We start from the raw sequence: 23,126 nt of genomic DNA, 5'->3' as shown, positions 1-23,126 counted from the left end.
CAAAGCAGCTGCGCACCAATCGAAGTGCTCATCCTCGCCTTCGGCGTCAAACGCATTCGCAGTGATCAGTGAACATGCTGCTCGGTAAACCACGAGCGCCTCTCGTTGGTAGCCGAGACGTTCCTCGATCGGCGTGGAGAGCCCAGTTCTGTCTCGTGAGCCTTTGGTATCGGTCAGAGGGTGAGTAGCACTTTGGTGGCGCGCCGCTCGTCCATCGCCTGGTAGCCGGCGGCGGCGTCCTCCAACGGGAGAGTGAGGTCGAAGACGATGCCTGGGTCGATCTGGTCGGTCATGATGAGCTCGATCAGTTCGGGTAGGAATCGCCTGACCGGCGCGGGACCGCCGAGCAGGCTCACCGTCGCGAAGAACAGGTTCATGCCGTCGAGCTCGACGCCGTGGGATACCCCGACGTAGCCGACATGTCCGCCGGGGCGGGTAGCTCCGATAGCCTGCATCATCGATTCTTGGGTGCCTACGGCTTCGACGGTCGAGTGGGCGCCGTAGCCGCCGGTGAGTTCCTTGATCTTCGCGATGCCCGCGTCGCCCCGCTCTTCGACGATGTCGGTGGCGCCGAATTGCGTGGCGAGTGCCTGCCGGTCGGCGTGGCGTGACATGGCGATGATCCGCTCGGCGCCGAGTTGTCTGGCAGCGAGGATCGCCAGGAGTCCGACTGCGCCGTCGCCGACGACGGCGACTGTTTTGCCAGGTCCGGCTTCCGCAGCTACGGCGGCGAACCAACCGGTGCCGAGTACGTCGGAGGCTGCAAGGAGGCTGCGAGCCTGCCGCTCGGTCGGCTCTCCGCGGACAGGGACGAGGGTGCCGTCCGCGAGCGGGATGCGAGCGTATTCGGATTGGGTGCCGACCGAGCCCATCATGACCTGGTGGATACAGCGAGACTGAAAGCCCGCCTCGCAGATTTCGCAGGTGTTGTCCGACGCGACGAACGAGCCCACGACGAAGTCTCCAACTTCGATGTCGTTGACGTCAGGGCCGACCTGTTCGACGACGCCCACGTATTCGTGTCCCATCGGCGTCGGGCCATTCAGCTTTTCGATGCCGCGATACGGCCAGAGGTCGGAACCGCAGACGCAGGTGGCTGTAACGCGAATGATCGCGTCGGTCGGTTCGACGATCACCGGCGCTTCGATCTCTTCGACCCGGACATCGCCGGGGGCATGCATGACGACAGCGCGCATGACGTGGCTCCTCACCATCGGTTTCTTCGTGTCACTTCAACCTGATCACGATTTGGCGGCGTGCGGGAGTCCCGCGCGATAGTGGTACTGCGAGGGACTCCCTCGCTACCGGTCACTGACTTACCCTCGATGGCATGGACGATCGAGCGCAAGTACGCGAATTCCTGACCTCGCGGCGCGCCCGAGTCACGCCCGAACAAGTTGGACTGCCGGCCGGATCGAACCGCCGCGTGGAAGGTCTGCGTCGAAGTGAAGTGGCAACCCTCGCCGGCGTGAGCGTCGAGTACTACACGAGGCTAGAGCGCGGAGCGATCAGCGGCGCATCGCCGGGAGTGCTCGACAGTATCGCGAAGGCCCTACGACTCGACGACGCCGAGCGCGCCCACCTTTTTGATCTCGCGCACGCGGCAAGCCCGGTAGCCAGGCCCCCGCGTCGGCGAAATGCGAAGGGCTGGAAGCCCCATCAGAGCCTGCAGTGGGCGCTCGACGCAGTCACCGCAGGACCCGCTTTCGTGCGGAACGGTCGCATGGATCTTCTTGCGGTCAACCCACTCGCGCGTGCGTTTTACAAGGACCTCTACGACATGCCGGGGCAGCCCCCGAACATCGCGCGCTTCACGTTCCTCGACGAAAGGGCTTTCGAGTTCTATCCGGACTGGAACGCGTTTGCCGAGGTGACCGTCTCGATTCTGCGAACCGAGGCTGGGCGAGATCCTCACAACAAGGAATTGCACGATCTGATCGGTGAACTCAGCACTCGGAGTGAGGAATTCCGGCGTCGGTGGGGCGCGCACGACGTCCGCCATCACGGCACCGGATTCAAGACTTTTCACCACTCCGCCGTTGGCGAGCTGACGCTTGCCTTCGAAGGTTTGGAGATGGCCGCCGAGCCGGGGTTGACGCTCACGATCTACACCGCAGAGCCGGGATCGCCGTCCGCGGAACGGATGCAGCTACTCGCCTCGTTGGCAGCCAGTGAGAATGCGGACTCTGCGCCTCACGTGTCGGAGCGGTCGCTGACGGACGGCTGACGAACTGCGCGACGGTTGATCGGGTCGTCAGTTGACCACTTCGACGGCGGTGCGCTTCGTGCGTTCCTTGCGCAACAGGATCATCAGCGGCAGAAAGTAGAGAGCGGCAACGCCGGTGCCTACCAACACCGGCCCAGTGGCACCGAGACTCGAGGCGAACGCGAACCCGGCGATCCAGGAGCCGACCGCCGTGCCCAGATTGAACGACGAGGTGCTGAGAGCAGAAGCCATCGTCGGTGCCTGATCGGCATAACGCACAGCCATCCCGATCAGGATGGGATTGGTCGACATGCCGAATAGTCCCAGCATGACTACGAGAATCACCGTCACGATCACGTTGTGCGAGAAGAGGCAGAGCGCCCCGAGTACGAGAAACGTCATCGCTGCCGAGACGAACAAGACCCCGTACTGATGCTTCGCACCGAGTCGACCGCCGAGATTGGAGCCGACGAACGCACCGAGTCCGTAGCCGACAAGCACTAGCGGCACTGCCGACGCAGCAAGTCCCGTGTTCTCGGTCAACAGCGGAGAGATGAAGCTGTACGCCGCCAGCGACGACCCGCACACGACGGCGCAACCGGACAGAACGAGCCAGATGCGTTCGTCCCGTAGGCTCGCGATCTCCGCTCGCCAGGACGGCACCGCACCGGAGTCGGTGTCGGCGGGTACCAATCGGTGGACGACGGCCGCGGCGACGAGCGCGAGGGCGGCGAGGGCCCAGAAAGGACCACGCCACCCGATGCTCTGACCGGCCAGAGCGCCGAGCGGAACACCGATGACGTTCGCGAGCATGCCTCCGCCCAAGACGATGCCGAGCGCGCGCGAGGAAGACGCCGGGCCGGCCGCTTTTGCTCCGACCACTGCGGCGACTGCCCAGAATGCGCCCGTCGCCACGGCTGTGAGGAAGCGGGCGCCGAGAATGAGTCCGAAGTTGGACGAGAGCGCGACGATGACGTGTCCGATCGCGAAAACAACCAGCGCCGAGCTCAAGGTCACGCGTCGGGGAACCCTGAGTGTCAAGATCGCCATCGCCGGCGTGCCGACGATCATTCCGATCGCGAAGACGGTGATCATCAGGCCGACGTTCGCGATCGACGTACCGAGGTCACCCGCGATTTCGGGAAGAATGCCGGCGACGACGAATTCGGTTGTGCCCATCAAGAAAACTCCGACGGCCAGCACGTAGATCACGAGCGGCAGGCGGCCGGTTTCTTCGACGGTCGGGGCGGAAATCATGAGGTGGTCAGTTCTCTTTCTGTTGACGACGCGCATGTCGTGGCGCACCCGTCCAGGGCATCACGCCCGTCGCCTGCGAGGGAGTCCCGGTCGTTGGGGGTACTCGAAGGGACTCCCGGTGTGGCCGATTGCGCGCTACCGTCGGCGCAAAGACTGCCTGAACCCGGGAGACGCGCCCATGACACGACGACAGATCCGAGGACTGGGCGCGGCCGTGCTCGTCTCGGCCTTCCTGACGGCCTGCGGTAGCGAGGATCCTGAAGGGCCCCGTCCGCAGGCAAGCACGACAGCACGATCGGCGCCCGCCGCGGCCTTCGGTGAACCCGAGACCGTCGCCGACGGCTTGGACGCGCCCTGGTCGATCGCATTCCACGGCGACACACCACTTGTCAGTGAGCGCGACAGCGCGCGAATCCTCGAACTCGACGCCGGCGGAAACAGCCGCGAGGTGGGAGTCGTCGACGGCGTCAACCCCAGAGGTGAGGGCGGTTTACTAGGGATCGCAGTACGTGAAAACCGCCTGTACGCGTACTTCACCGCGAACGGGGAGAACCGGATCGAACGCTTCGACATCATCGGTGCTCCGGGGGAATTCGCGCTCGGGCCGGCCGAGACGATTCTCGACGGGCTCGCTTCGGCCAACTACCACAACGGTGGTCGCATCGCGTTCGGCCCGGACGGGATGCTGTACGTGACCGTCGGTGATGCCGGTAGTCGAGACAGGGCTCAGGACCTCGACTCGATGTCCGGGAAAATCCTTCGAATGACTCCGGATGGCGATGTGCCGCTGGATAATCCATTTCCGAACTCGTTTGTCTACAGCTACGGCCACCGCAACTCCCAGGGCATTGCCTGGACCGAGGACGGCACGATGTACGCCAGCGAGTTCGGGCAGGACACCTGGGACGAGCTCAACAAGATCGAAGCAGGCGGAAACTACGGGTGGCCCGAGGTCGAAGGGATTGCGGGTGAAGGCGGATTCATCGACCCGCTCCAACAATGGTCACCTGACGATGCCAGCCCCAGCGGAATCGCCATCCACGACGGCACGATCTACATCGCCAATCTTCGTGGTGAGCGACTCCGCACGGTGCCCTTGACCGATCCCGCGACCGCCGACGAGCAATTCGTCGACGAATACGGGCGCCTCCGTGATGTTGTAGTCGCACCGGACGGGTCGCTGTGGATACTGACGAACAACACCGACGGACGCGGCGACCCCAAACCCGGTGATGACCGCATCATTCGCGTGCCGTTGCGCTGATGTCGATTTCCGGCGAACGCAGTACTTCCAGCCCGAGGATCCTCGCCGAAGCCGGTGATTCACTAATATCGTTACGACAGATGACGCGGGTACGGATCGGAGAGACAGCATGGGGACTTGGGGTTCAGGACCTTTCGACAACGACGTAGCGGGCGACCTGCTCAGCGCCGTACAGGCGGGTGACTACGATATCGACGATTACGCACGCCACCCCGACGACGGCTACCTCGATGCCGATGATGCTCAAACAGCTATTGCCGTCGCCGAGATCCTTGCGGTTGCGCACGGGGTTGCTCCGGCGCCTGTGCAGCTGGCCGAGATTGATGCCGCCGGGTACGCCGGAAGCTTGAGTCCGGAGCAGAAGGCATGGGTCCTCACCGCACTCGAGCGTGCCGTCGCAGACAGCGACACGTCGGAGTTGTGCGAGTTGTGGGAAGAAAACGGTCCGGAAGACCTCGCGGCTTGGCGGGCACCGATCCTGGGCAGATTGGCGAGTCTCAAAACGGTGGGATGAGTGTCACTCGTCAACAGTCCCTTGGTTACTCGGAGTTCGACGACGACAGACTCCCCTTGACATACCGGGTGGTGTCGTCGGCGAGGATCTCTGCCAGCCCACGTTCGATGCCGTCCAGGGCCTGCGCGGCGACATCGGCCGGATCGATCTTCTGTTCAGCCGGTACGCCCGCAGCCATGTCGGTATCCATGTATGCAACGTGCAGTGCCGAGACGGCGATTCCCCGCGGCGCCAGTTCTTCTCGAACGGCGTCGGTCATCGCCCACGCCGCTGCCTTCGATGACGCGTAAGACCCGAGGGCAGCCGGATGGAACCAGGACAGCACCGAAAGAACGTTGAGTACTGCTCCGCCTCCGTTGTGTTCGACGACCGGAGCAAATGCCCGGGTCACGGCAAGCGGGCCGTAGAAATTGACGTCCATCTCGCGGCGAACGTCATCGATGTCGCCTCCGATCAAGGGTGCCGAGGTAGAGATTCCGGCGTTGTTGATCACCAAGGTCACATCCGATGCGATTTGCGCTGCGGCCGTGATCGATTCGGCGTCCGTCACGTCCAACCTCAGGGGGATGACGCCGGGCAGATCGACAGTTTCCGGATTGCGGGCAGCCGCGTACACCTTCGCGCCGCGCTCGACGAGCCCTGCTGCCAGATGGCGGCCGAGTCCGCGATTGGCTCCGGTGACGACCGCAACCGTCTTGTTCAGGTCCATGATTCTCCCAGGGTTGTGACTGTCGGTGACATTTAGATTATGAATCAAATCTAAGTGTGGGCTAGGATAGATGTCAAGTGAAATCCAAACTGGAAGGCGTTGTGATGGGCCGCGTATCGCAGCAACAAGCGGAAGAGAACCGTCGGCGCGTCGTGGAAACCGCAGCTCGTCTGTTCCGAGAGAAGGGCACTCACCTCAGCGTCGCCGACTTGATGAAGGCGTCGGGGCTGACCCACGGTGGTTTCTACAAGCAGTTCGCGTCCAAGGATGCGCTCATCGACGAAGCGACCACCCATGCCTTCGCTGAACTGGCGCAGCTGCACGCAGCAGGTCTCGAAAGGCATGCAGGGCAGCGTGACGAGGCTCGACAAGCCCTGATCGACAACTACCTCTCCGTGGAGCATCGCGACAATCCGGCAGACGGATGTCCCGCTGCTGCACTCGCCGCCGACATGGCACGCGAGCCGGCAGACAGTGAGGCCCGTCGGGTGTATGTCGAGGGGGTCGGTGATTTTGCCAAGGCGCTCGCGGATGAGGAGCATGACGGGCTCGTGCGTCTCTCGACCATGATCGGCGCTCTGGTCCTCTCGCGAGCCACCAAGGGATCGTCCCTCTCCGAGGAAGTCCTTGTCGCTGCTCGTGAAGAGCTCACCGGGTAGTCCAGGATGATCCGCGTACGGCCCGCTGACCCGGCCATGCATACTGGCTGAGGTCTCTGTCAGCGATACCTTCGATTGCTTCGAGATCTGCAACTTCACTACCCGATGGCCGCAGGGAGAAGCGAGAGATGTTCACACCCAGAGAATTTGGCAAAGTCTCAGTGCTGGTACCAGAGAACGGTGGGACCGTCCCCTTCGGAAACACCGTGGTCGTGCACGGATCCGAACGCACGCTGGTGATCGACCCGTCCCTCTCCCTCGACCGAGATCCCGTTGGCGCAGACCTCGTCTTCATCAGTCACGGCCACGAGGACCACGTTGCCGGTCTCCGGCATTTTCAAGCACCGACGTACGCGCACAACCTCGACGCACCGTCGGTCGCCTCCCTTGACACGATGCTCACAAATTACGGCCTCCGCCCCGAGGAGCGAGCTGAGGTCGAACATTCAATAGCAGCGCAGTACGGCATTCCCCCGACGCACGATGACGTTTCCGGGATCGCCGACGGCCACGTCTTCGACCTCGGAGACCGCACGGCGACGGTCATTCACCTACCTGGTCACACTCCCGGACATTGTGGCCTCCTCATCGAGCCCGACGGCTTCTTCTATGTCGCCGACATCGATCTCACCTCCTTCGGCCCGATGTACGGCGACCTGGGCAGTAGCGTCGACGACTTCCTCGCCTCCATCGACCGCGCCGCGGGCATCGACGCTCGGTGGTACGGCACCTTCCATCAAAAGGGCGTCGTCGAAGGCAGCGACGAGTTCCGTCGCCGGCTGACCGCCTACCGCGACAAACTGCTCAGCCGCGAAGAAAGACTCGTCCAATTTCTCGGTGAACCAAGGCAGTTGGATGACATCGTCGCGCATCGCCTCGTCTACCGTCCGCACGTCACCGCGCCGTACGTCGATGCAGTCGAACGACGAACTGCGCAGCTGCACCTTCAGCGGCTCGTTGCGGCCGGTGCCGTTGTCACGCTCGAGGGCAACGTATTTCGGCGTGCATGAATGTGTCGTGTCATCCATTGGATGTGAACAGAGCGGGCAGAAGGGTGCAATTGTGGCGATGGTAGTTGTTGTCGGCGCGAGCCGGGGACTTGGTCGTGCATTGATCGAGGGCTTGAGGAGCGATGGTCACGACGTTGTCGGTATTTCTCGTCGGCGCCCTGACGGGTTCGACGTCTCCGAGTGGATCGAAGCAGATCTGACCGACCCTGTTGCGGCAGCGAACTCGATCGACCAGGAGCTTGTCGGAGGTGTAGACACCCTGATTTGCAACGTCGGAATTTGGGAAGGGGACGCCTTCACTTCCGATTATGTGTTCACAGATCAATCCGACGTCGAAATGCTGGAAATGATCAACGCCAACATCACCGGCACGATCCTTTTGTCGAAGCGCCTGATCCCACGGATGATCGGGCGTCCTCGACCTCGGATTTTCTTGACCGGTTCTACCTCGGGGCTCCCGCGAAGCGGTAGGCCGGAAGTTGCGTTCGGCGCATCGAAGTCCGCGATCAACGGTATTGCCGACGCGTTGAGAGAGGGCTACCGGAAGGACCGACTCGCAGTGACGGTCCTTCACCTCGGATATCTCAACACGGAAGATGGACTCGATGTGCCCCGAGACATCGCTGCTGCCCGCGGAGATGGGTCTCTGGTTCCCGTGCACGACGTCGTGGATACCGTGCGCTCCATCTCGAATCTGTCGTCTTCGTCATCGGTTCGAGAAGTGGTCCTTACTGCCATCGACGACACACGATTCTGAACGACAGCTACTGCTTCGGTCTGTGAATCCGATTGCCGAACAGATGTATTCAGAGAATATTTCCCTCGATGAAGATGAAGGCTCCCGCCAGGTACACCAGGGTGAGCCCCGTCAGGAGCCACGCCATGTACGGCCGGATGTAGAGGCGCCGCAGACGGTGCAATCGCAGGGAGGCTCGCAAGAACGCGCCCACGGAGCCGAGTAGCAGCATGAGGCTCGGGACGAAGACGGCCAGTCGGCGATCTTTCTGTGAGCACAGCAAGGTGTCGGTACCGAAGCATTCGCCCCGCCGGGAGCCCAACCAGACGATCGCGACAACCAGTGCCGCGGTAGCCAGAACGACGGACAGGCCGTACGTCAGGGTTCGCCTGTTGATCTTTCGCTCTCGACGCTGAATTACATCTGGTGTGTCAGAACTGTCGGTCATCACACCCCCTTTCGAACATCGCACCTTACTTCGTGGATCGACGGCGGGAGAGGGCGTACAGCACTACTCCGACCGCCAAGAGTAATGATGCGCGCAACCACGTTGCGGCGCTCTGCTGGGTGAGCAACGCAACGCACGTACCGAGGGCGAGGATCGGAAAGATGATCGGTGTCCGGAAATGACTGTGTTGCACTGCGTCACGACGCAGAACCAGGACCGCGATGTTGGTGCTGATGAATACGAAAAGCAGCAGGAGTACCACCGTCTCTGCCAGGGCTGACAACGATCCGGTGACGCAGAGAGCCATGGCAACGGCTGTGGTTGCGATGATCGCCACCCAGGGGGTCCGGCGCCGCGGTAGCACGCGCGCGAATGCGCTGGGGAGCAACCCTTCCGACGCCATTCCGTACGTCAGCCTGCTTGCCATGATCATCGTCAGCAGTGCGCCGTTGGCGACGGCTACCAGAGCGATCAGGCTGAACAGGCGAGGCGGAACACCGACGTCGGCGGCCGACACCACTGCCAGTAAGGGGCCGGAGGACGCGGCGAGCTCGTCGGCGGGCAGCACCACCGAGACAGCCAGGCCGACAAGGACATAGGCGGCGCCCGCCGTCAACAGGGCTCCGAACAGTGCGCGTGGGTAGACCTTGCTCACGTTCTTCACTTCTTCGGCGACGTTCGCCGAGGTTTCGAAGCCGACGAACGAGTAGTACGCGAGGAGCGCCGCTGCCAACACGGCGAGTGCAGGCGATCGACTGTCGTCGAACTCCACGACACGGCTCAAGGTTCCGTCGCCGTGCCCGAGAACTACGCAGGCGAGGACGACAACCATGACGAGGCCGGTGACCTCCACGACTGTCATGACGACATTTGCGCGCATCGACTCCTTGATGCCTCTGGCATTGAGAAGCCCCACCAGGAGGAGGAAGACGAGCGCGGCTGGAACGGTCGGGACGTCGATGAAGGCTTTGAGATAGTCACCCGAGAATGCGAGGGCGAGTCCTGCTGCACTCGTGACACCGGCCGCCAGCATCGAGAAGCCGACGAGGAATGAGATCAGAGGTTTCCGATACGCCCGTTGGGCGAATACTGCTGCACCGCCCGCCCGCGGATATTTGGTGACCAGTTCGGCATACGACGTTGCTGTCAGCAATGCCATGACGAGCGCTACGAGCAGTGGTACCCAGACGGCTCCACCAACTTCACCGGCGATGACGCCCACCAATGCGTAGATACCGGCGCCCAGGACGTCTCCGAGGATGAACACGAAAAGGAGTGGGCCGGTTATAGCCCGAGTGAGAACGTTCTTACTGCCGCCTTCATCTCCGCCTGCGGTTTCGTCCACGTTCTCGGCACCCGCGGCGCGTCGCATATGCAAGGTTCGTCCTGTCTTCATGGTGACGTGCCGCCACCTCAGGAGCAGACATGTACCCATTGGTCGAAGTTTCAAACACGGGTCGGACGTGGATGCGTCGGCGCGTGCCGTCCCGTGCTTTCCTTGTAGGTGACTTGCAGTAGGTGACTTGTGTAGGTGACTTGCCAGTAGGTGAATCGCAGAAGTAGTGACTGGAGGACGGCGTGGCTGAATCGACGGTTGCCGCGGTGATGGACGAGTTGGCTGCGCTCGAGGATCCGAAGGTGCGCGCAGTGAACGAGAAGCACGGTGACGATCACGGTGTGAACCTGACAAAACTGCGGGCAGTCGCGAAGCGACTGAAGACTCAGCAGGAACTTGCACAACAACTTTGGGCGACGGGCGATACTGCAGCGAGGCTGCTTGCCCTCTTGATCTGTCGCCCGAAGGCGTTCGGGCGTGACGAGTTGGACGTCATGTTGCGTGAGGCTCGTACTCCCAAGGTGCATGACTGGCTCGTCAACTACGTGGTGAAGAAGAACCCGCACGCGGAGGATTTACGGGTGGCCTGGACCGCCGACTCCGATCCCGTGGTTGCGAGCGCCGGTTGGGCCCTGACTACCGAGCGCGTAGCGAAGAAGCCCGAGGGCCTTGATCTTTCAGGATTGCTCGACGTCATCGAGGCGGGGATGAAGGATGCCCCTGATCGCCTGCAATGGGCGATGAACCACTGCTTGGCTCAGATCGGGATCGAACATGCCGAATACCGGGCCCGTGCAATCGACATCGGTGAACGTCTGCGAGTGCTCGAGGACTACCCGACTCCCCCGAACTGCACCTCGCCGTTTGCGCCGATCTGGATCTCGGAGATGGTGCGTCGACAGAGCGAGAAGTAGGTCAGCTAGCGCGACGTTCGAAACTGCGTCCGGTATCGCTGTGGACTGGTGCCGACCAAGTCTCGGAAGCGTTCGCGGAACGTTGTGACGGCATTGAATCCGACTTGTCCCGCAACACGTTCGATGGAGTGGTCGGTGGTCTCGAGCAGAAATTGCGCTTGACGGAGCCGCGCGTGATGGAGCCACTGCAACGGCGTCGTACCGATTTGTTCCTGGAAGCGGCGGTTGAGCGTGCGAGTGCTCATCGTTGCCTTGGCTGCGATTGTCGTGATGTCGAGTTGCTCCCCGAGGTTCTCTTCCATCCAGTTCAGTAGCGGCCGAAGGGTTGTCCCGCTGGGTACGGGAGGTTCGTGGACGATGAATTGTGCTTGCCCTCCGGCACGTTCGAGCGGCATCACGCTCAGCCGCGCCGTGTCGGCGGCGACCGCAGACCCGTAGTCCTGACGGACCATGTACAGGCAAAGGTCGAGTGCGGCAGCGGCGCCGGCGGAAGTCAGGACGTGCCCGTTGTCTACGTAGAGAACGGCGGCATCGACGTCGATGGCCGGGTGCCGACGCGCCAACTCCGACGCAGCCGCCCAGTGCGTCGTCGCGCGAAGTCCGTCGAGCAAGCCTGTGTCGGCGAGTGTGAATGCACCGACGCACAGTGAGGCGATGCGCGTGCCGCGATCCGCGGCAGTTCTGATGGCGTCGATGATCTCGGGGTCGATCGGCACGTCGAGATCGGCGGTGCCCGGGATGATGATCGTGCTTGCCTGGGCGAGACGTGACAGTCCGTGCGGTACTCGCATCGTGAACGTTCCGGTCTCCACCTCCTCGGTAAGCGCGCACACGGAGGTCCGGTACGCCGGTGCACCCGAGGGGAGCCTGCATCGTCCGAAGACTTCGAGGGGTGCCGCCAGGTCCATCGGCACCACCCCGGGCAACGCGAGAACTGCAACGTCATGCATGTCTGAAACGTAGCGTATGTGGCGCGAGATTCGGTGATCTCGTGTCCTGAAATATCCTCTCAACTGGTACTTCACAGAATGTGTGAGGTTGGCTGAAAGCCGTCGAAGGTTGGCTTTCAGCCGTCGCCATTGAGGTCAACTTCCTCCTACTGTCGTGGGAACAGCGACGTGCACAGGAGCGCGTCGCACAAAATCGGAGGTTGCAGTGCACGCGCAGATCGTGTTGTTCGACGGATTCGATCCCATGGATGTCGTGGGTCCGTACGAGGTGCTTTACGCCGGGGGTCTCGCCAGCGGTGGGGCGTTGAGCGTCGAACTCGTCAGCGCGGAGGGGCCTCGGACCGTCGTGAGCGGGAGTGGTGAACTCGCTATGACCGCCACTGCAACCCTCGATGTCGAACACGCGGATCTGATCATCGTTCCCGGAGCATCGGGTCTCTTCGAACCCAATGCGGACCAGCCGGGTTCCAGCTTGCCGGAAAGGCTCGCGGCCACAACGGAAACCGAACTGCCTGTCATGATGCGCCGTGCACTTGACGATCCTGGTGTTCTCGTTGCGACCGTCTGTGGAGGGTTATTGGCGCTGGCGATGGCGGGGCTTCTCGAAGGGCGCCGCGCCGTGACGCACCATCTTGCCGTGGACGCACTGGCGGCCGGCGGTGTAATTCCGATCCAGGCGCGAATCGTCGACGACGGTGACCTGATCACCGCCGGCGGTGTGACATCCGGTCTCGACCTGGGCCTGTATCTGCTGGAGCGATGCCTCGGGCCTCGGATAAGTCTCGAGGTCGAAGCGCTCTTCGACTACGAGCGTCGTGGAACGGTGTGGTCGGCCAAGGGCGTCGAGCCTGTAATCACCTTCGCCCCGGACGCCGCGTGAATACGCTTGTGCGTACCGAAACGCGAGAAATCCCATGACCGGAATCCTGCTGTCCCTCCATGTGATTGCGGCCATTCTTGCCATCGGCCCTGTCGCTGTGGCAGCGAGTATGTTCCCGGTGGCGAGCCGCGCCGCGCTCGCCGATCCAGACAGCGCCAGTGTGGCGACGACGGGCATGCTGCATCGCATCGTTCGGGTGTATGCCACGATCGGCATTGTCGTTCCGATGCTCGGTGTCGCCACCGCCGTCAATCTCGGAGTGCTCGGTGACGTGTGGATCCTCACCTCGATCGCACTCACCGTCGTGGCCGCCGTGATACTCACCGCGGTCGTGCTTCCCGCCCAACGGCTGACAATGGCGGCGATCGAAGGAACCGGGTCCGTTGTGGACGTCGCAACGCGGCTCACCCGTCGACTGGGCACCGCGACGGGAGTCTTCAATCTGCTCTGGGTCGTTGTCGTCGTGCTGATGATCTTTCGGCCAGGATCGACAACCGGCGTGTGATCCGAGGCGACATTTCACGTGTCGGAGGTAGTGACGCTTGACCTTGACACAGTGACAAGGGTTCCACTGGTCGGTGAAGGAGGTGGTTGTCGTGAACACAACCAACCACGGTGGGCAGCATGCTCACCTCGTCGACGCCTTGGCCGCAGCAGATCCCTCGGTTCGACTGCGCGCCGCGCTTGCGGTCGGCACACGCCCGGATCCTCAGTTGACGGATGCCCTGATCGATCGGTGCGCCGTCGAGCCGGACTTCTTCGTCCGCGACATGCTGACCTGGGCGTTGTGCCGCTTGCCGGCCGAAATCACGGTGCCGAGGCTGATCCGTGAGCTCGGGTCTGATGGCTCGCAAGCCCGCAGTCAGGCGCTCCACACTTTGTCCAAGATCGGCGATCCGATCGCGTGGCCCGAGGTCTCCGCGCTGGTCCACGACCAGGACGACGAGGTTGCGCGCAGTGCGTGGCGCGCGGCTGTGGCTCTCGTGCCGGCGGGAGACGAGGGCGCACTCGCGGCCGATCTGGCCACAGAACTCGGTCGGGGTGAATTGCAGATGCAGCTCAGTCTGAGCCGCGCCCTGACCGGGCTCGGCGAGGCTGTGCTCCCGGTGCTCGACGCGGCCGGTACGAGCCCGAATCCGCGTGTCCGAGCGCATGCTGATGCTACAAAGCAACTCTGGCACGATCCCGACGGTGGATTCGCTCTCTCACACGAGTTGGCGAAGCGCGTCGCCGCAATCGGACCGGACGCGTAGGAAGGGGAGACGGATGTTGATCGGCGAGGTCTCGCGGCGTTGTGGTGTCAGCACACGGATGCTGCGTCACTACGACACTTTGGGGCTGGTGAAGCCGACGGGCCGCACGTCCGGTGGCTACCGCGAGTACTCCGCTGACGACATCCGTCGCCTCTTCCACGTCGAGAGCCTGAGGACATTGGGGCTCTCGTTGAACGAGGCCAAGCGTGCACTCGACGAACCAGACTTCGCACCGGCCGATTTGGTGGGTGAACTCATGCAACACACTCGGCAACGGATCGCGGCGGAGGAGGAATTGCTGACCAAACTCGAAAGGGTCGACGCCACCGCCCCTTCGGAGTGGGACGACGTCCTGCGCATGGTCTCGCTGTTGCGTGCACTCGAATCCGAGTTCGCCGCCCACCGTCAGCAAGCGATTCTGTCGCAGGACGCAAATGCGGCATTGCCGGTCGACGCACTCGTCGAGGCCATCCTGTCGGAGAGGGATGCCAACGTGGCGGGAGCATTGCAGTGGGCGTTGGCGAGGACCGAAGGTGCAGGCCTTGCAGGTCTGACGAAGGGGCTCGAATCGGAGGACGTCGAGGTTCGACGCCGCGCGACGTCGGCCATGTCCGGGATCAACACCGAGGAAGCAACTCGGTCTCTGAAGCGAGCTCTCGATGATTCGGACGCGATAGTCCGAGCTGACGCCGCTCTCGCCCTCGGAACTCGCGGAGAGGCTGTCTCGATGCCCGCTCTCCTCGAGATGGTCGCCGACGGGCGCCGCGACGTCGAGGCAGGCGAGGTGCTCGGTCGTCTCGCGGAGCACTCACCTACAAGCGGTGAGGTCGTCGATGCCGTGCAGGCAAGGCTCGACGGCACTGACGACGCCCCGACGAGGTTGCGAATTACGCAGGCGCTCGCCGAGATTCCCGGCGCGGCAGCACGCGAAGCGCTCGCCCGGATCACCCACGACGACGACAAGACGGTCGCGTCCACGGCAGCAGCGATTCTCGAGATGCGCGATCGAGGACCACGTCGGCGCGAACGACCGCGTATCGGGGACTGACAACGGCGCAGCTAGTGCGGATCACCCAGGCAGAAAAGGTTTCCCGCCGGATCCGCCAACACGTCCCAGGATCATCCATCCGCCTCATGGCGCTCGAGATTGAAGTCGAGATGAAGTGTATTCCTCACTCGCGCTGCAGAATCGGTCCGACCACCACGTGGCAAGCGATGGTGATCAACGGATAGGGTTCTTACGTGGTGGATCAACGGCGACAGAGTTTGAGACGCAAGTACCTGAACTATTGGCTGCTTGCGCGGGGCTGGGTCGAGTTGGAGCCGATGCCGGCCCGCCTCGCAGCGCTTTACCGCGTGTTTCGGGTCCTCGATGTTCTCTTGTTGGCGATAGCTCTTCTCGGCGTTGTCATCTGGTTACCAGATCACTCCGGCGCGGCGGTGGGCGTCGTGGCGGTGTGGGCTTTCGGCGTCGTCGAGTACGTCAATTACTTCGTGGCTCGTCTCGCCTATCCGCTGCGGCGGTGGCCTTTCGAGGTCGGCAAGTGGCGGAGACCCCAACTTGTGCGCGACCTGAACTCGGCACGCTGACACCGGCAACCAAGTTGTCTTTGCTGTAACGGCAAAATTTGATGCGGGATCGGAGTGAGTTCGGAAGGATCGGTTCTGCCCATCCAGGAATGAAGCCTCTTCATCGTTCTTCGCCGAGGAAGGAGAACCGCCATGGCAACGTCGCGTCGCAGCCGCCGAGATGCCCCACCACCCCGGACAGGGAATAGCGAGGCAGCCACACTACGAGCGTTTCTCGACTACCTCCGTGATTCGATTGCCGCCAAGGTCGAAGGTGCTCCGGAACCTCAGGTGCGCACCACAATTGTTCCGTCGGGAACAACCTTGCTCGGGCTGGCCAATCATCTGACCTTTGTCGAACGATCGATGTTCCTTGCAGAAAACGTGACGGATTGGAAAGCGACGTTTCAACCGTCATCGGAAGACAGCGTGGACGGTGTCGTCAGTCGCTATCGCGAGACGGTCGAGCGCGCCAACGCAGTTCTCGACGGATGCACAGATCTTGCCGCGCCCGTCCCGCGGCCGGGGGCGAAACGACCCGCTCCGAGTGTCCGCTGGGCGCTCGTGCACATGATCGAAGAGACCGGACGCCATGCCGGGCACGCTGACATCCTCCGCGAATTGATCGACGGTTCGACCGGACGCTGACGCTGCAACGTGTTCGCCGATGCTTCCGCGCTTTCACCGAGGCGAATGTCCACGGCTGATCTCTGGGCCCACGAGTACAGCGTCGACAGTTCCGTCGGGAGTCGTTACTTCCCAGGGTAGTTCGGTGGCGGTCGAGGGAATGAGCCCGTCGATCCATTTGGCCACGACACCGACGATCACTTTCTCGAGTTCCACACGTGACCACTTTCGCGGTCGATGCGGAACCGGCGGTTCCCAGCCCTCCTCGCCCCAGATCACGCCGAATAGCTCTCTCTCGTCACCGATCTGCTGATTCAGACTGAATGCGTCGGGACCCTCGTATCGTGCCCAGACGCCGAATGTTCCCTCGCCGTCTTGGTCGAGCGAGACGTCGATGACGATCCCTTCGGTGCGCGGGGTTGCCGCGTTGTGGATCGCAGCCAGTCGATCGCTCACTACCCCCGACGCGGTATCGAGGACAGATCTCAATTCGTCACGGTATTCGGTAGGTTCCACGAGCTCAGCATATCGAAGGTATCACCCTGCAGGTCTTGCATCGATGAAGCTGGTTTCCTGAATTCGTCTGTAGCGGAGAAGTTTCTACTCTGAGCGTCAGAGATGTCGTGCGACGAACTTTGCCAGCTTTTCGAGTGCCGTGTCGGTGGGCTCTCTCGGCCGAAATGGCAAGTCCCGCCCCCGTCCGGAGACGGGAGCGGGACTCGGGTATCAGCGAACTCGGCAGCGCGTCAGACAGCTTCTTTTGTCGCCTGCGCTGCGAGGGTGAGCGCGATGTCGACGATCATGTCCTCTTGACCACCCACCAGACGGCGGCGGCCGGCTTCGAGAAGCAGTGTGCGAACGTCGATTCCGTAGCGCTCCGAAGCGGCCTCGGCGTGGCGCAGGAAGCTCGAGTACACGCCTGCATAGCCGAGCGTGAGGGTCTCGCGATCGACGCGAACCGGCCGATCCTGCAGCGGACGGACGATGTCGTCGGCGGCATCCTGCAAGGCGAACAGGTCGCAGCCGTGCTCCCACTCCTCGATGTTCGCGACGGCGATGAAGGCTTCGAGGGGGCAGTTACCGGCTCCGGCACCGTGACCTGCAAGCGAAGCATCGACGCGGGTGACGCCGTTCTGCACTGCGACAACGGAGTTGGCAACCGAGAGCGAGAGGTTCTCATGCGCGTGGATACCGATTTCGGTGCCCTCGTCGAGGATGTCGCGGTATGCGCGAACACGATCCGCGACGTCGTTCATCACCAGACGTCCACCCGAGTCGGTGACGTAGACGCAGTGCGCGCCGTACGACTCCATCAGCTTGGCCTGCTTCGCCAGTTCTTCGGCCGGCGCCATGTGGCTCATCATCAGGAAGCCAGAGACGTCCATGCCGATCTCGCGGGCGGTTTCGATGTGCTGCGCGGAGACGTCGGCCTCGGTGCAGTGCGTGGCAACGCGAACCGAGCGAACACCGAGGTCGTAAGCATGCTTGAGTTCACTGATCGTGCCGACACCCGGAAGCAGCAGCGTGGTGAGACGAGCGTGCTCGAGTACCTCGGCCGCTGCTTCGATCCATTCCCAGTCGGTGTTCGAGCCGGGGCCGTAGTTGAGCGAGCCGCCGGCGAGGCCGTCACCGTGTGCAACTTCGATCGCGTCGACGCCGGCAGCATCGAGAGCTGTGACGATCCGCTTGACGTCGGTGGGCGAAATACGGTGGCGGACAGCGTGCATGCCGTCGCGAAGGGTGACGTCCTGGACGAAGATCTTGCGGTTGCTCACTTGGTTGCTTCCTTCTGCTGGGCGATGCGCTCCGCGATCTGCATTCCGGCGGACGTCATGATGTCGAGATTGCCGGCGTACGCAGGCAGGTAGTGTGCAGCACCCTCGACCTCGAGGAACACCGACACCTGATGGGTGGGGCGATTGCCGTCGACGAGCAACGTCTCGACGGGCTGGTCGGCCGGGATCTCGGTGATCTGGACTTCCTGCTTGAGGCGGTAGCCCGGAACATAGGCGGAGACGTCGCCGACCATCTTCTCGATGGACTGACGGATCTCCTCGTGAACAGCCGGGTCCGGGGCGTCGACGAGGCAGAACACCGTGTCGCGCATGATGAGCGGCGGCTCAGCGGGGTTGAGGATGATGATGGCCTTGCCGCGGCGGGCGCCGCCGACAGCAACGATCGCCTCGGATGTGGTCTCGGTGAACTCGTCGATGTTGGCGCGCGTTCCGGGACCTGCAGACTTCGAGGCGATGGACGCGACGATCTCCGCATACGCCACCGGGACGACCCGAGAAACAGCCGCAACCATCGGGATCGTGGCCTGGCCACCACACGTCACCATGTTGACGTTGGGCGCGTCCAGGTGCTCGTCTGCGTTGACGGCCGGCACGACGTACGGGCCGATGGCGGCAGGCGTCAGGTCGATCATGCGCTTGCCGAGGGGAGCCAGCCGCGCGTTGTTGGCGACGTGAGCCTTTGCCGAGGTGGCGTCGAAGACGATCTCGATCTCGTCGAAGTTCGGCAGACCGATCAAACCCTCGACACCTTCAGCCGTGATCGGCACGTTCAGACGCGCTGCGCGGGCGAGGCCGTCCGACGCCGGGTCGATGCCGACCATCGCGCCCATCTCCAGGTAGTCGGAGTTGCGCAGCACCTTGATCATCAGATCCGTGCCGATGTTGCCCGATCCGATGATCGCGACCTTGACCTTGCTCATGCGTTGTCCTCTTCGCTGGAAAAACTGGTGGTGACGGAACCGAACCCGGAGACGGTCACGGTGACTTCGTTGCCTGCGGTGACCGGTGCCATGGGGCCGAGTGCGCCGGACAGGATCACCTGGCCTGCAGTCAGCGGCTGCCCCAACTCGCGTGCCGTGCGGGCGAGCCAGACGACTGCTTCGATCGGATCGCCCAGGCAAGCGGTTCCGACGCCGGTGGACACCTCGGTGCCGTCGACGGACATCGACATGACGACGCCGGCGGGTTCCACCTCGTCGAGGGTGCGGCGTTCGGTTCCCAGGACGTAGACGCCCGAGGACGCATTGTCGGCGACGGTGTCACCGAATTTGATGTCCCACGACTCGATGCGGCTGTCGCAGATCTCGATCGCTGCGACGGCGTAGTCGATCGCGCCGCGCACCTGCGCACTGTCCAGCGGTCCGTCCACGAGGTCGGCACCGAGCACGAAGGCAACTTCCGCTTCGACCTTGGGCTGGATCAAACGACTCGTGGGGATGGTGCCGCCGGCGGGGAACTCCATGTCGGCGTACAGAACGCCGAGGTCGGGCTGGTCGACGCCCAGCTGTTGCTGGACTGCCACCGAGGTCAGGCCGATCTTGCGGCCTACGACGACGGCACCCGCCTGCCGACGGATTTCATCGACGCGGCGCTGGACAGCGTAGGCAGCGACGAGATCGTCGGCGCCGATCAGATCGCGCACCGGTGCGCAGGGAGTACCGCTCGCGATGGCGGCTGCGAGGCGGTCAGCAGCAGCTGAGATGTCCGTCTCGCTCGCTGTACTGGTATTCGTGGGCTGGCTCATGGCCATTACTTTCGCCGTGGCGCCGAGATTGCGCCAGGGAACTGTCTCACTCAGCGATACGCTGGGCAGGTGACTGGCGGCGCAAACCTCGACACCGTGCTCGGCAAGGCGGTGACGATCCTGCGTGCCTTCCGGGCTGACGACCACGTGTTGCCTCTCGCCACCCTGGTCCAACGGACCGGACTGCACAAGGCAACGGTGCACCGCCTGGCCAACGAACTGGTCGCGAACCGGCTACTGGACCGTATCGACGGTGGCTACCGGCTCAGCGGCGGCCTCTTCGAACTCGGCATGCTCGCCTCCCTCGAACGGAGCCTCCTGGAGATGGCGATGCCGTTCCTCCAAGACTTGTACGAGCGGACCCACGAGACAGTTCACCTGGGGGTCCGCGACGGCCACGACGTCGTATATGTCGCGAAAATCGGCGGACACAGGCAAGCCAACTCGCCGTCCCGGGCCGGTGGCCGGATACCGCTGTATTGCACCGCAATCGGCAAGGCACTCCTGGCTTTCTCCGACAACGAATTTCGTCGCGAAGTGTTGTCGGAACCGATGACCAGACGCACCCCGCACACGATCGTTGCGCCCGGCATTCTCAATACCCAACTGAACCGAGTGGTCGAGACCGGTATTGCGTTCGAGCGCGAGGAATCAGCGCCGGGTCTCGCGTGCGTTGCGGCGCCGGTATTCGGGACCAACGACAAACCCGTCGCCGCCATCAGTGTCACCGGTCCCACCAGTCGCTTCGTTCCCGAGAGCCAAGTGCCTTACGTTCGCGCCGCTGCCGAAGGCCTACACAGCACCATCGCTCGCCGCGAACGACTGCGGTGATCCGGCCGTCCCGGCCTGGACGAGCCCGGTCAATGCCTGCGGCAAAGGCCCCTCGTGTAAGACGCCGAGACGTTGGGTTGCGCGGGTGAGGGCGACATAGAGTTCCGACGCGCCGCGTGGGCCGTCGGCGATGATTCGCTCCGGTTCCACGACGAGCACGGCATCGAACTCCAGCCCCTTCGTTTCTGAAACAGGCACAGCGCCCGGCACGTCCGCAGGTCCGATGACGATGCTCGTACCTTCGCGCCCGGCCTCGTCCTGATTGAATTCGTCGATGGCGGAGGCTAGTTCGTCGGCGAATATTTGTCTGGACCACGGCGCGATCCCGCAGGCGCGGACGGACTCGGGTGGCTGCACGTCCGGCGCGAACTCGGCGAGCAGGGCGGCGGCGACGCTCATGATCTCGGCAGGGGTGCGGTAGTTCACCGACAGGGATCGGTAGATCCAGCGGCCGGGGACGTACGGCTCCATCATCGTCGCCCACGAGCGGGCACCTGCGGGTGAACGTCGTTGCGCGAGATCGCCTACCACCGTGAAAGACCGGTCTGGGCAACGGCGCATCAGGACTCGCCAGTCCATCTCGGACAGCTCTTGGGCCTCGTCGACCACTATATGCCGGTACGTCCAGTCTCGGTCAGCGGCAGCACGTTCGGCGAGTTCCCGGGTATCGCGTTCGACGAAACGATCCGCCAGGTCCTCGGCGTACAGCATGTCCTGGGCGAGAAGGTGATCCTCGTCGTCCATCAGATCCTCGCGGCTGATCATCATGTCCAGCACGCCCGCTGCATACGCGGCTTCGTCGCGGCGTTCACGTTCGGCACTCTGGTCGACGGGCTTGTCCCGGCCGAGCATGTCCACCAACTCGTCGAGTAACGGAACGTCCGAGACAGTCCAGGCGTCACCGTCCTGGCGAAGCAGCTTCTCGTCCGCGCCTGCCGCGCGTAGTCGCGCTGGAGAAGTAAACAGCTGTGTCAGTAGCTCTTTCGGAGTCAGGATCGGCCAGAGCGTGTCGAGCGCCGCGGTAAATGCGCTGTTTTCCACCAGCTCTGCGGTCAGGTCCGTCCGCACTTGCTCCCAGGCTTCACGGTCACTGCGTGTCAACCACCCCTTGCCGATCCGCGCTATCGCCCGTTCGGTCAGCGCCCAGGTGAGGATTTCGGTGAACACAGTGCGTGCGTCGTTGTGGGGGAGTCCGCTCGAACGGGCTTCTTCTCGGGCCCACTCCGCGGTTTCGGCGTCGATCCGCACCGTGACGTCCGCCAATTCGATCAACAGTGGGTTCTCGGGCAATCGCTGATGATCGGCAATCGCTGCGCCGAGAACGTCCAGGATCTTCAGCGAACCTTTGAACCCAGCGGCCTCCGGAGTGTCCTCGGCGGTGACGCGTAGACCGGGAACGAGATCACCGGTGGTCATGAACACCACGTCGGACTCTCCCAGCGAGGGCAGTACGCGGCCGATGTGGTTCAGGAACGCCGGGTTCGGCCCGACCACGAGAACGCCGTGACGTTCCATCCGCTCTCGCTGGGTGTAGAGCAGGTAGGCGACGCGGTGCAAGGCGACGACGGTTTTCCCGGTACCTGGGCCACCTTCGATCACCAGCACCCCGGGGTGTTCGAGTCGGACGATGTCGTCCTGTTCGGCCTGGATGGTTGCCACGATGTCCCGCATTCCCTCACCGCGGGGTGCGTTGACTGCCGCGAGCAGGGCGGAATCGCTGTGCGTGTCGTGTTCTACGCCGTCGGGGCGCCCGAGTACCTCGTCGGTGAAATCGACCACGCGTCGACTCCGGGTGCGGAACTGACGGCGTCGACGCATGTTCTCCGGGTTGGCAGCGGTGGCAACGTAGAACGCGCGAGACGCCGGCGCCCGCCAATCGAGCAGCACCGGTTCGTAGTCGTTGTCCGCATCGAGAAGGCCGATCCGGCCGATGTAGGAGGTCTCGCCCGAAAGCGAGTCCAACCGGCCGAAGCACAGTCCGTTGTCGGCTACGTCCAGCCTTTTCACCTCTTTGGCAAGTGCGCGCACCTCGGCGTCGCGTTCCATGAGTGCTTCGCCATTTCCGCGCAGAGCGGTGTTGTACCTGCCTTTGACTCGGGCGCGCTCCGCATCGAGGCGTGCGTAGAGCCCCTCCACATAGTTCCGCTCGGAACGCAGTTCTTCTTCGTATCCCTGGGTTGGCACGTGCCCTCACTTCCGCTGGCTGTTCCGATCCCGTAGTCGGTCGTGCGGGATCGGAAGAGCCATTCTGCGGCACTACCCGGGCCTTGCCGCAAGGCCCCCAGTGGGATATATATTGATAGTGGAAGGGAGTGTTGATCCTCCCTCACAGTTCCTGTAACAGATCCCCCAGACTGACGTACGGCTCCCAGCCTGGTCGATGTTTGGACCCTGAACGCCACGGGTACAAATCTAGTGGCCGG

General features: G+C 63.1%; 25 protein-coding genes. 14 read left to right on the top strand and 11 right to left on the bottom strand.

The window, feature by feature from the left end; all coding sequences use genetic code 11:
• Positions 1 to 173: 173 nt before the first annotated feature.
• On the bottom strand, positions 174 to 1,196 hold the full coding sequence (locus H7C86_RS16530; RefSeq protein ID WP_042953355.1) for a zinc-dependent alcohol dehydrogenase family protein: 1,023 nt from the start codon (positions 1,194 to 1,196) through the stop codon (positions 174 to 176).
• Positions 1,197 to 1,330: 134 nt separating this feature from the next.
• On the opposite strand from H7C86_RS16530, the gene H7C86_RS16525 reads away from it, so the two are divergent.
• On the top strand, positions 1,331 to 2,227 hold the full coding sequence (locus H7C86_RS16525; protein ID WP_007735613.1) for a helix-turn-helix transcriptional regulator: 897 nt from the start codon (positions 1,331 to 1,333) through the stop codon (positions 2,225 to 2,227).
• 27 nt (positions 2,228 to 2,254) lie between these two features.
• Here H7C86_RS16525 and H7C86_RS16520 read toward each other — a convergent pair whose 3' ends face one another.
• Positions 2,255 to 3,463 carry an MFS transporter gene (locus H7C86_RS16520; RefSeq protein WP_182261856.1) on the bottom strand — a complete coding sequence of 403 codons (1,209 nt, stop codon included), beginning with the start codon at positions 3,461 to 3,463 and terminating at the stop codon, positions 2,255 to 2,257.
• Between the two features lie 178 nt (positions 3,464 to 3,641).
• Here H7C86_RS16520 and H7C86_RS16515 point away from each other — a divergent pair, with 178 nt between their 5' ends.
• Both H7C86_RS16515 and H7C86_RS16510 read left to right on the top strand, forming a co-directional pair.
• Entirely contained in the window at positions 3,642 to 4,727 is a 1,086-nt protein-coding gene (locus H7C86_RS16515) for a sorbosone dehydrogenase family protein (RefSeq protein ID WP_182261855.1), read from the top strand.
• Between the two features lie 109 nt (positions 4,728 to 4,836).
• On the top strand, positions 4,837 to 5,241 hold the full coding sequence (locus tag H7C86_RS16510) for a DUF4259 domain-containing protein (RefSeq protein WP_182261854.1): 405 nt from the start codon (positions 4,837 to 4,839) through the stop codon (positions 5,239 to 5,241).
• 25 nt (positions 5,242 to 5,266) lie between these two features.
• Here the strand turns inward: H7C86_RS16510 and H7C86_RS16505 are convergent, their stop codons facing one another.
• Complete coding sequence (locus tag H7C86_RS16505; RefSeq protein WP_182261853.1) at positions 5,267 to 5,950, bottom strand: SDR family oxidoreductase; 684 nt, start codon at positions 5,948 to 5,950, stop codon at positions 5,267 to 5,269.
• A gap of 77 nt (positions 5,951 to 6,027) precedes the next feature.
• Here H7C86_RS16505 and H7C86_RS16500 point away from each other — a divergent pair, with 77 nt between their 5' ends.
• From H7C86_RS16500 to H7C86_RS16490, 3 genes are all read left to right on the top strand, one after another.
• Positions 6,028 to 6,609, top strand: coding sequence for a TetR/AcrR family transcriptional regulator (locus tag H7C86_RS16500; protein ID WP_020971305.1), 582 nt, complete (start codon positions 6,028 to 6,030; stop codon positions 6,607 to 6,609).
• Between the two features lie 128 nt (positions 6,610 to 6,737).
• Complete coding sequence (locus tag H7C86_RS16495; RefSeq protein ID WP_182261852.1) at positions 6,738 to 7,619, top strand: MBL fold metallo-hydrolase; 882 nt, start codon at positions 6,738 to 6,740, stop codon at positions 7,617 to 7,619.
• Positions 7,620 to 7,677: 58 nt separating this feature from the next.
• Complete coding sequence (locus H7C86_RS16490; RefSeq protein ID WP_182261894.1) at positions 7,678 to 8,376, top strand: SDR family oxidoreductase; 699 nt, start codon at positions 7,678 to 7,680, stop codon at positions 8,374 to 8,376.
• A gap of 49 nt (positions 8,377 to 8,425) precedes the next feature.
• On the opposite strand, the gene H7C86_RS16485 is transcribed toward H7C86_RS16490, so the two are convergent.
• Together H7C86_RS16485 and H7C86_RS16480 are read right to left on the bottom strand one after the other, a co-directional pair.
• Entirely contained in the window at positions 8,426 to 8,803 is a 378-nt protein-coding gene (locus H7C86_RS16485; RefSeq protein WP_020971303.1) for a hypothetical protein, read from the bottom strand.
• A gap of 25 nt (positions 8,804 to 8,828) precedes the next feature.
• On the bottom strand, positions 8,829 to 10,199 hold the full coding sequence (locus H7C86_RS16480; RefSeq protein ID WP_371326911.1) for an APC family permease: 1,371 nt from the start codon (positions 10,197 to 10,199) through the stop codon (positions 8,829 to 8,831).
• Positions 10,200 to 10,381: 182 nt separating this feature from the next.
• Between H7C86_RS16480 and H7C86_RS16475 the strand changes: the two genes are divergently transcribed.
• Positions 10,382 to 11,053, top strand: coding sequence for a DNA alkylation repair protein (locus tag H7C86_RS16475; RefSeq protein WP_182261851.1), 672 nt, complete (start codon positions 10,382 to 10,384; stop codon positions 11,051 to 11,053).
• Positions 11,054 to 11,058: 5 nt separating this feature from the next.
• Here the strand turns inward: H7C86_RS16475 and H7C86_RS16470 are convergent, their stop codons facing one another.
• Complete coding sequence (locus tag H7C86_RS16470) at positions 11,059 to 12,003, bottom strand: GlxA family transcriptional regulator (RefSeq protein WP_182261850.1); 945 nt, start codon at positions 12,001 to 12,003, stop codon at positions 11,059 to 11,061.
• A gap of 205 nt (positions 12,004 to 12,208) precedes the next feature.
• Here H7C86_RS16470 and H7C86_RS16465 point away from each other — a divergent pair, with 205 nt between their 5' ends.
• The 6 genes from H7C86_RS16465 to H7C86_RS16440 all read left to right on the top strand — a co-directional run bounded on the left by H7C86_RS16465 (position 12,209) and on the right by H7C86_RS16440 (position 16,353).
• Entirely contained in the window at positions 12,209 to 12,883 is a 675-nt protein-coding gene (locus H7C86_RS16465; protein WP_182261849.1) for a DJ-1/PfpI family protein, read from the top strand.
• Between the two features lie 34 nt (positions 12,884 to 12,917).
• Positions 12,918 to 13,388, top strand: a complete 471-nt coding sequence (locus tag H7C86_RS16460; protein ID WP_182261848.1) for a DUF2269 family protein — start codon at positions 12,918 to 12,920, stop codon at positions 13,386 to 13,388.
• 82 nt (positions 13,389 to 13,470) lie between these two features.
• Complete coding sequence (locus tag H7C86_RS16455; protein ID WP_031333885.1) at positions 13,471 to 14,136, top strand: HEAT repeat domain-containing protein; 666 nt, start codon at positions 13,471 to 13,473, stop codon at positions 14,134 to 14,136.
• Between the two features lie 13 nt (positions 14,137 to 14,149).
• Positions 14,150 to 15,184 carry a MerR family transcriptional regulator gene (locus tag H7C86_RS16450; RefSeq protein WP_182261847.1) on the top strand — a complete coding sequence of 345 codons (1,035 nt, stop codon included), beginning with the start codon at positions 14,150 to 14,152 and terminating at the stop codon, positions 15,182 to 15,184.
• Positions 15,185 to 15,378: 194 nt separating this feature from the next.
• Positions 15,379 to 15,726: a hypothetical protein gene (locus H7C86_RS16445; protein ID WP_182261846.1), complete on the top strand. Its 348-nt coding sequence runs from the start codon at positions 15,379 to 15,381 to the stop codon at positions 15,724 to 15,726.
• Positions 15,727 to 15,858: 132 nt separating this feature from the next.
• On the top strand, positions 15,859 to 16,353 hold the full coding sequence (locus H7C86_RS16440) for a DinB family protein (RefSeq protein ID WP_020909652.1): 495 nt from the start codon (positions 15,859 to 15,861) through the stop codon (positions 16,351 to 16,353).
• A gap of 33 nt (positions 16,354 to 16,386) precedes the next feature.
• Here the strand turns inward: H7C86_RS16440 and H7C86_RS16435 are convergent, their stop codons facing one another.
• From H7C86_RS16435 to H7C86_RS16420, 4 genes are all read right to left on the bottom strand, one after another.
• Entirely contained in the window at positions 16,387 to 16,848 is a 462-nt protein-coding gene (locus H7C86_RS16435) for a DUF6389 family protein (protein ID WP_069145328.1), read from the bottom strand.
• Between the two features lie 230 nt (positions 16,849 to 17,078).
• Positions 17,079 to 18,107, bottom strand: coding sequence for a 4-hydroxy-2-oxovalerate aldolase (gene dmpG, locus H7C86_RS16430; protein ID WP_020909650.1), 1,029 nt, complete (start codon positions 18,105 to 18,107; stop codon positions 17,079 to 17,081).
• Positions 18,104 to 19,048 (bottom strand): acetaldehyde dehydrogenase (acetylating), encoded by a 945-nt coding sequence (locus tag H7C86_RS16425; RefSeq protein ID WP_020909649.1) that lies wholly within the window; start codon positions 19,046 to 19,048, stop codon positions 18,104 to 18,106. The genes dmpG and H7C86_RS16425 overlap by 4 nt, the downstream gene beginning before the upstream one ends.
• Positions 19,045 to 19,872, bottom strand: coding sequence for a 2-keto-4-pentenoate hydratase (locus H7C86_RS16420; RefSeq protein WP_182261845.1), 828 nt, complete (start codon positions 19,870 to 19,872; stop codon positions 19,045 to 19,047). The genes H7C86_RS16425 and H7C86_RS16420 overlap by 4 nt, the downstream gene beginning before the upstream one ends.
• A 69-nt stretch (positions 19,873 to 19,941) precedes the next feature.
• Here H7C86_RS16420 and H7C86_RS16415 point away from each other — a divergent pair, with 69 nt between their 5' ends.
• Positions 19,942 to 20,703 (top strand): IclR family transcriptional regulator, encoded by a 762-nt coding sequence (locus tag H7C86_RS16415; RefSeq protein ID WP_182261844.1) that lies wholly within the window; start codon positions 19,942 to 19,944, stop codon positions 20,701 to 20,703.
• Here the strand turns inward: H7C86_RS16415 and helR are convergent.
• Positions 20,665 to 22,887 (bottom strand): RNA polymerase recycling motor ATPase HelR, encoded by a 2,223-nt coding sequence (gene helR / locus H7C86_RS16410; protein ID WP_182261843.1) that lies wholly within the window; start codon positions 22,885 to 22,887, stop codon positions 20,665 to 20,667. The genes H7C86_RS16415 and helR overlap by 39 nt on opposite strands.
• Between the last annotated feature and the right edge of the window lie 239 nt (positions 22,888 to 23,126).

The organism is Rhodococcus sp. UFZ-B548 (assembly GCF_903819475.1).
Taxonomy (GTDB): Bacteria; Actinomycetota; Actinomycetes; order Mycobacteriales; family Mycobacteriaceae; genus Rhodococcus_F; species Rhodococcus_F erythropolis.
This window is presented reverse-complemented; position numbering and strand designations above follow the sequence as displayed.

What these genes read in the sequence shown, in the direction of transcription:
- H7C86_RS16470 (WP_182261850.1), bottom strand. Translation starts at nt 12,003, where the DNA reads ATGCATGACGTTGCAGTTCTCGCGTTGCCCGGGGTGGTGCCGATGGAC.
- H7C86_RS16485 (WP_020971303.1), bottom strand. Translation starts at nt 8,803, where the DNA reads ATGACCGACAGTTCTGACACACCAGATGTAATTCAGCGTCGAGAGCGA.
- H7C86_RS16460 (WP_182261848.1), top strand. Translation starts at nt 12,918, where the DNA reads ATGACCGGAATCCTGCTGTCCCTCCATGTGATTGCGGCCATTCTTGCC.
- H7C86_RS16490 (WP_182261894.1), top strand. Translation starts at nt 7,678, where the DNA reads ATGGTAGTTGTTGTCGGCGCGAGCCGGGGACTTGGTCGTGCATTGATC.
- H7C86_RS16530 (WP_042953355.1), bottom strand. Translation starts at nt 1,196, where the DNA reads ATGCGCGCTGTCGTCATGCATGCCCCCGGCGATGTCCGGGTCGAAGAG.
- H7C86_RS16525 (WP_007735613.1), top strand. Translation starts at nt 1,331, where the DNA reads ATGGACGATCGAGCGCAAGTACGCGAATTCCTGACCTCGCGGCGCGCC.
- H7C86_RS16420 (WP_182261845.1), bottom strand. Translation starts at nt 19,872, where the DNA reads ATGAGCCAGCCCACGAATACCAGTACAGCGAGCGAGACGGACATCTCA.
- H7C86_RS16510 (WP_182261854.1), top strand. Translation starts at nt 4,837, where the DNA reads ATGGGGACTTGGGGTTCAGGACCTTTCGACAACGACGTAGCGGGCGAC.
- H7C86_RS16515 (WP_182261855.1), top strand. Translation starts at nt 3,642, where the DNA reads ATGACACGACGACAGATCCGAGGACTGGGCGCGGCCGTGCTCGTCTCG.
- H7C86_RS16440 (WP_020909652.1), top strand. Translation starts at nt 15,859, where the DNA reads ATGGCAACGTCGCGTCGCAGCCGCCGAGATGCCCCACCACCCCGGACA.
- H7C86_RS16450 (WP_182261847.1), top strand. Translation starts at nt 14,150, where the DNA reads ATGTTGATCGGCGAGGTCTCGCGGCGTTGTGGTGTCAGCACACGGATG.
- H7C86_RS16495 (WP_182261852.1), top strand. Translation starts at nt 6,738, where the DNA reads ATGTTCACACCCAGAGAATTTGGCAAAGTCTCAGTGCTGGTACCAGAG.
- H7C86_RS16425 (WP_020909649.1), bottom strand. Translation starts at nt 19,048, where the DNA reads ATGAGCAAGGTCAAGGTCGCGATCATCGGATCGGGCAACATCGGCACG.
- H7C86_RS16480 (WP_371326911.1), bottom strand. Translation starts at nt 10,199, where the DNA reads ATGAAGACAGGACGAACCTTGCATATGCGACGCGCCGCGGGTGCCGAG.
- H7C86_RS16505 (WP_182261853.1), bottom strand. Translation starts at nt 5,950, where the DNA reads ATGGACCTGAACAAGACGGTTGCGGTCGTCACCGGAGCCAATCGCGGA.
- H7C86_RS16520 (WP_182261856.1), bottom strand. Translation starts at nt 3,463, where the DNA reads ATGATTTCCGCCCCGACCGTCGAAGAAACCGGCCGCCTGCCGCTCGTG.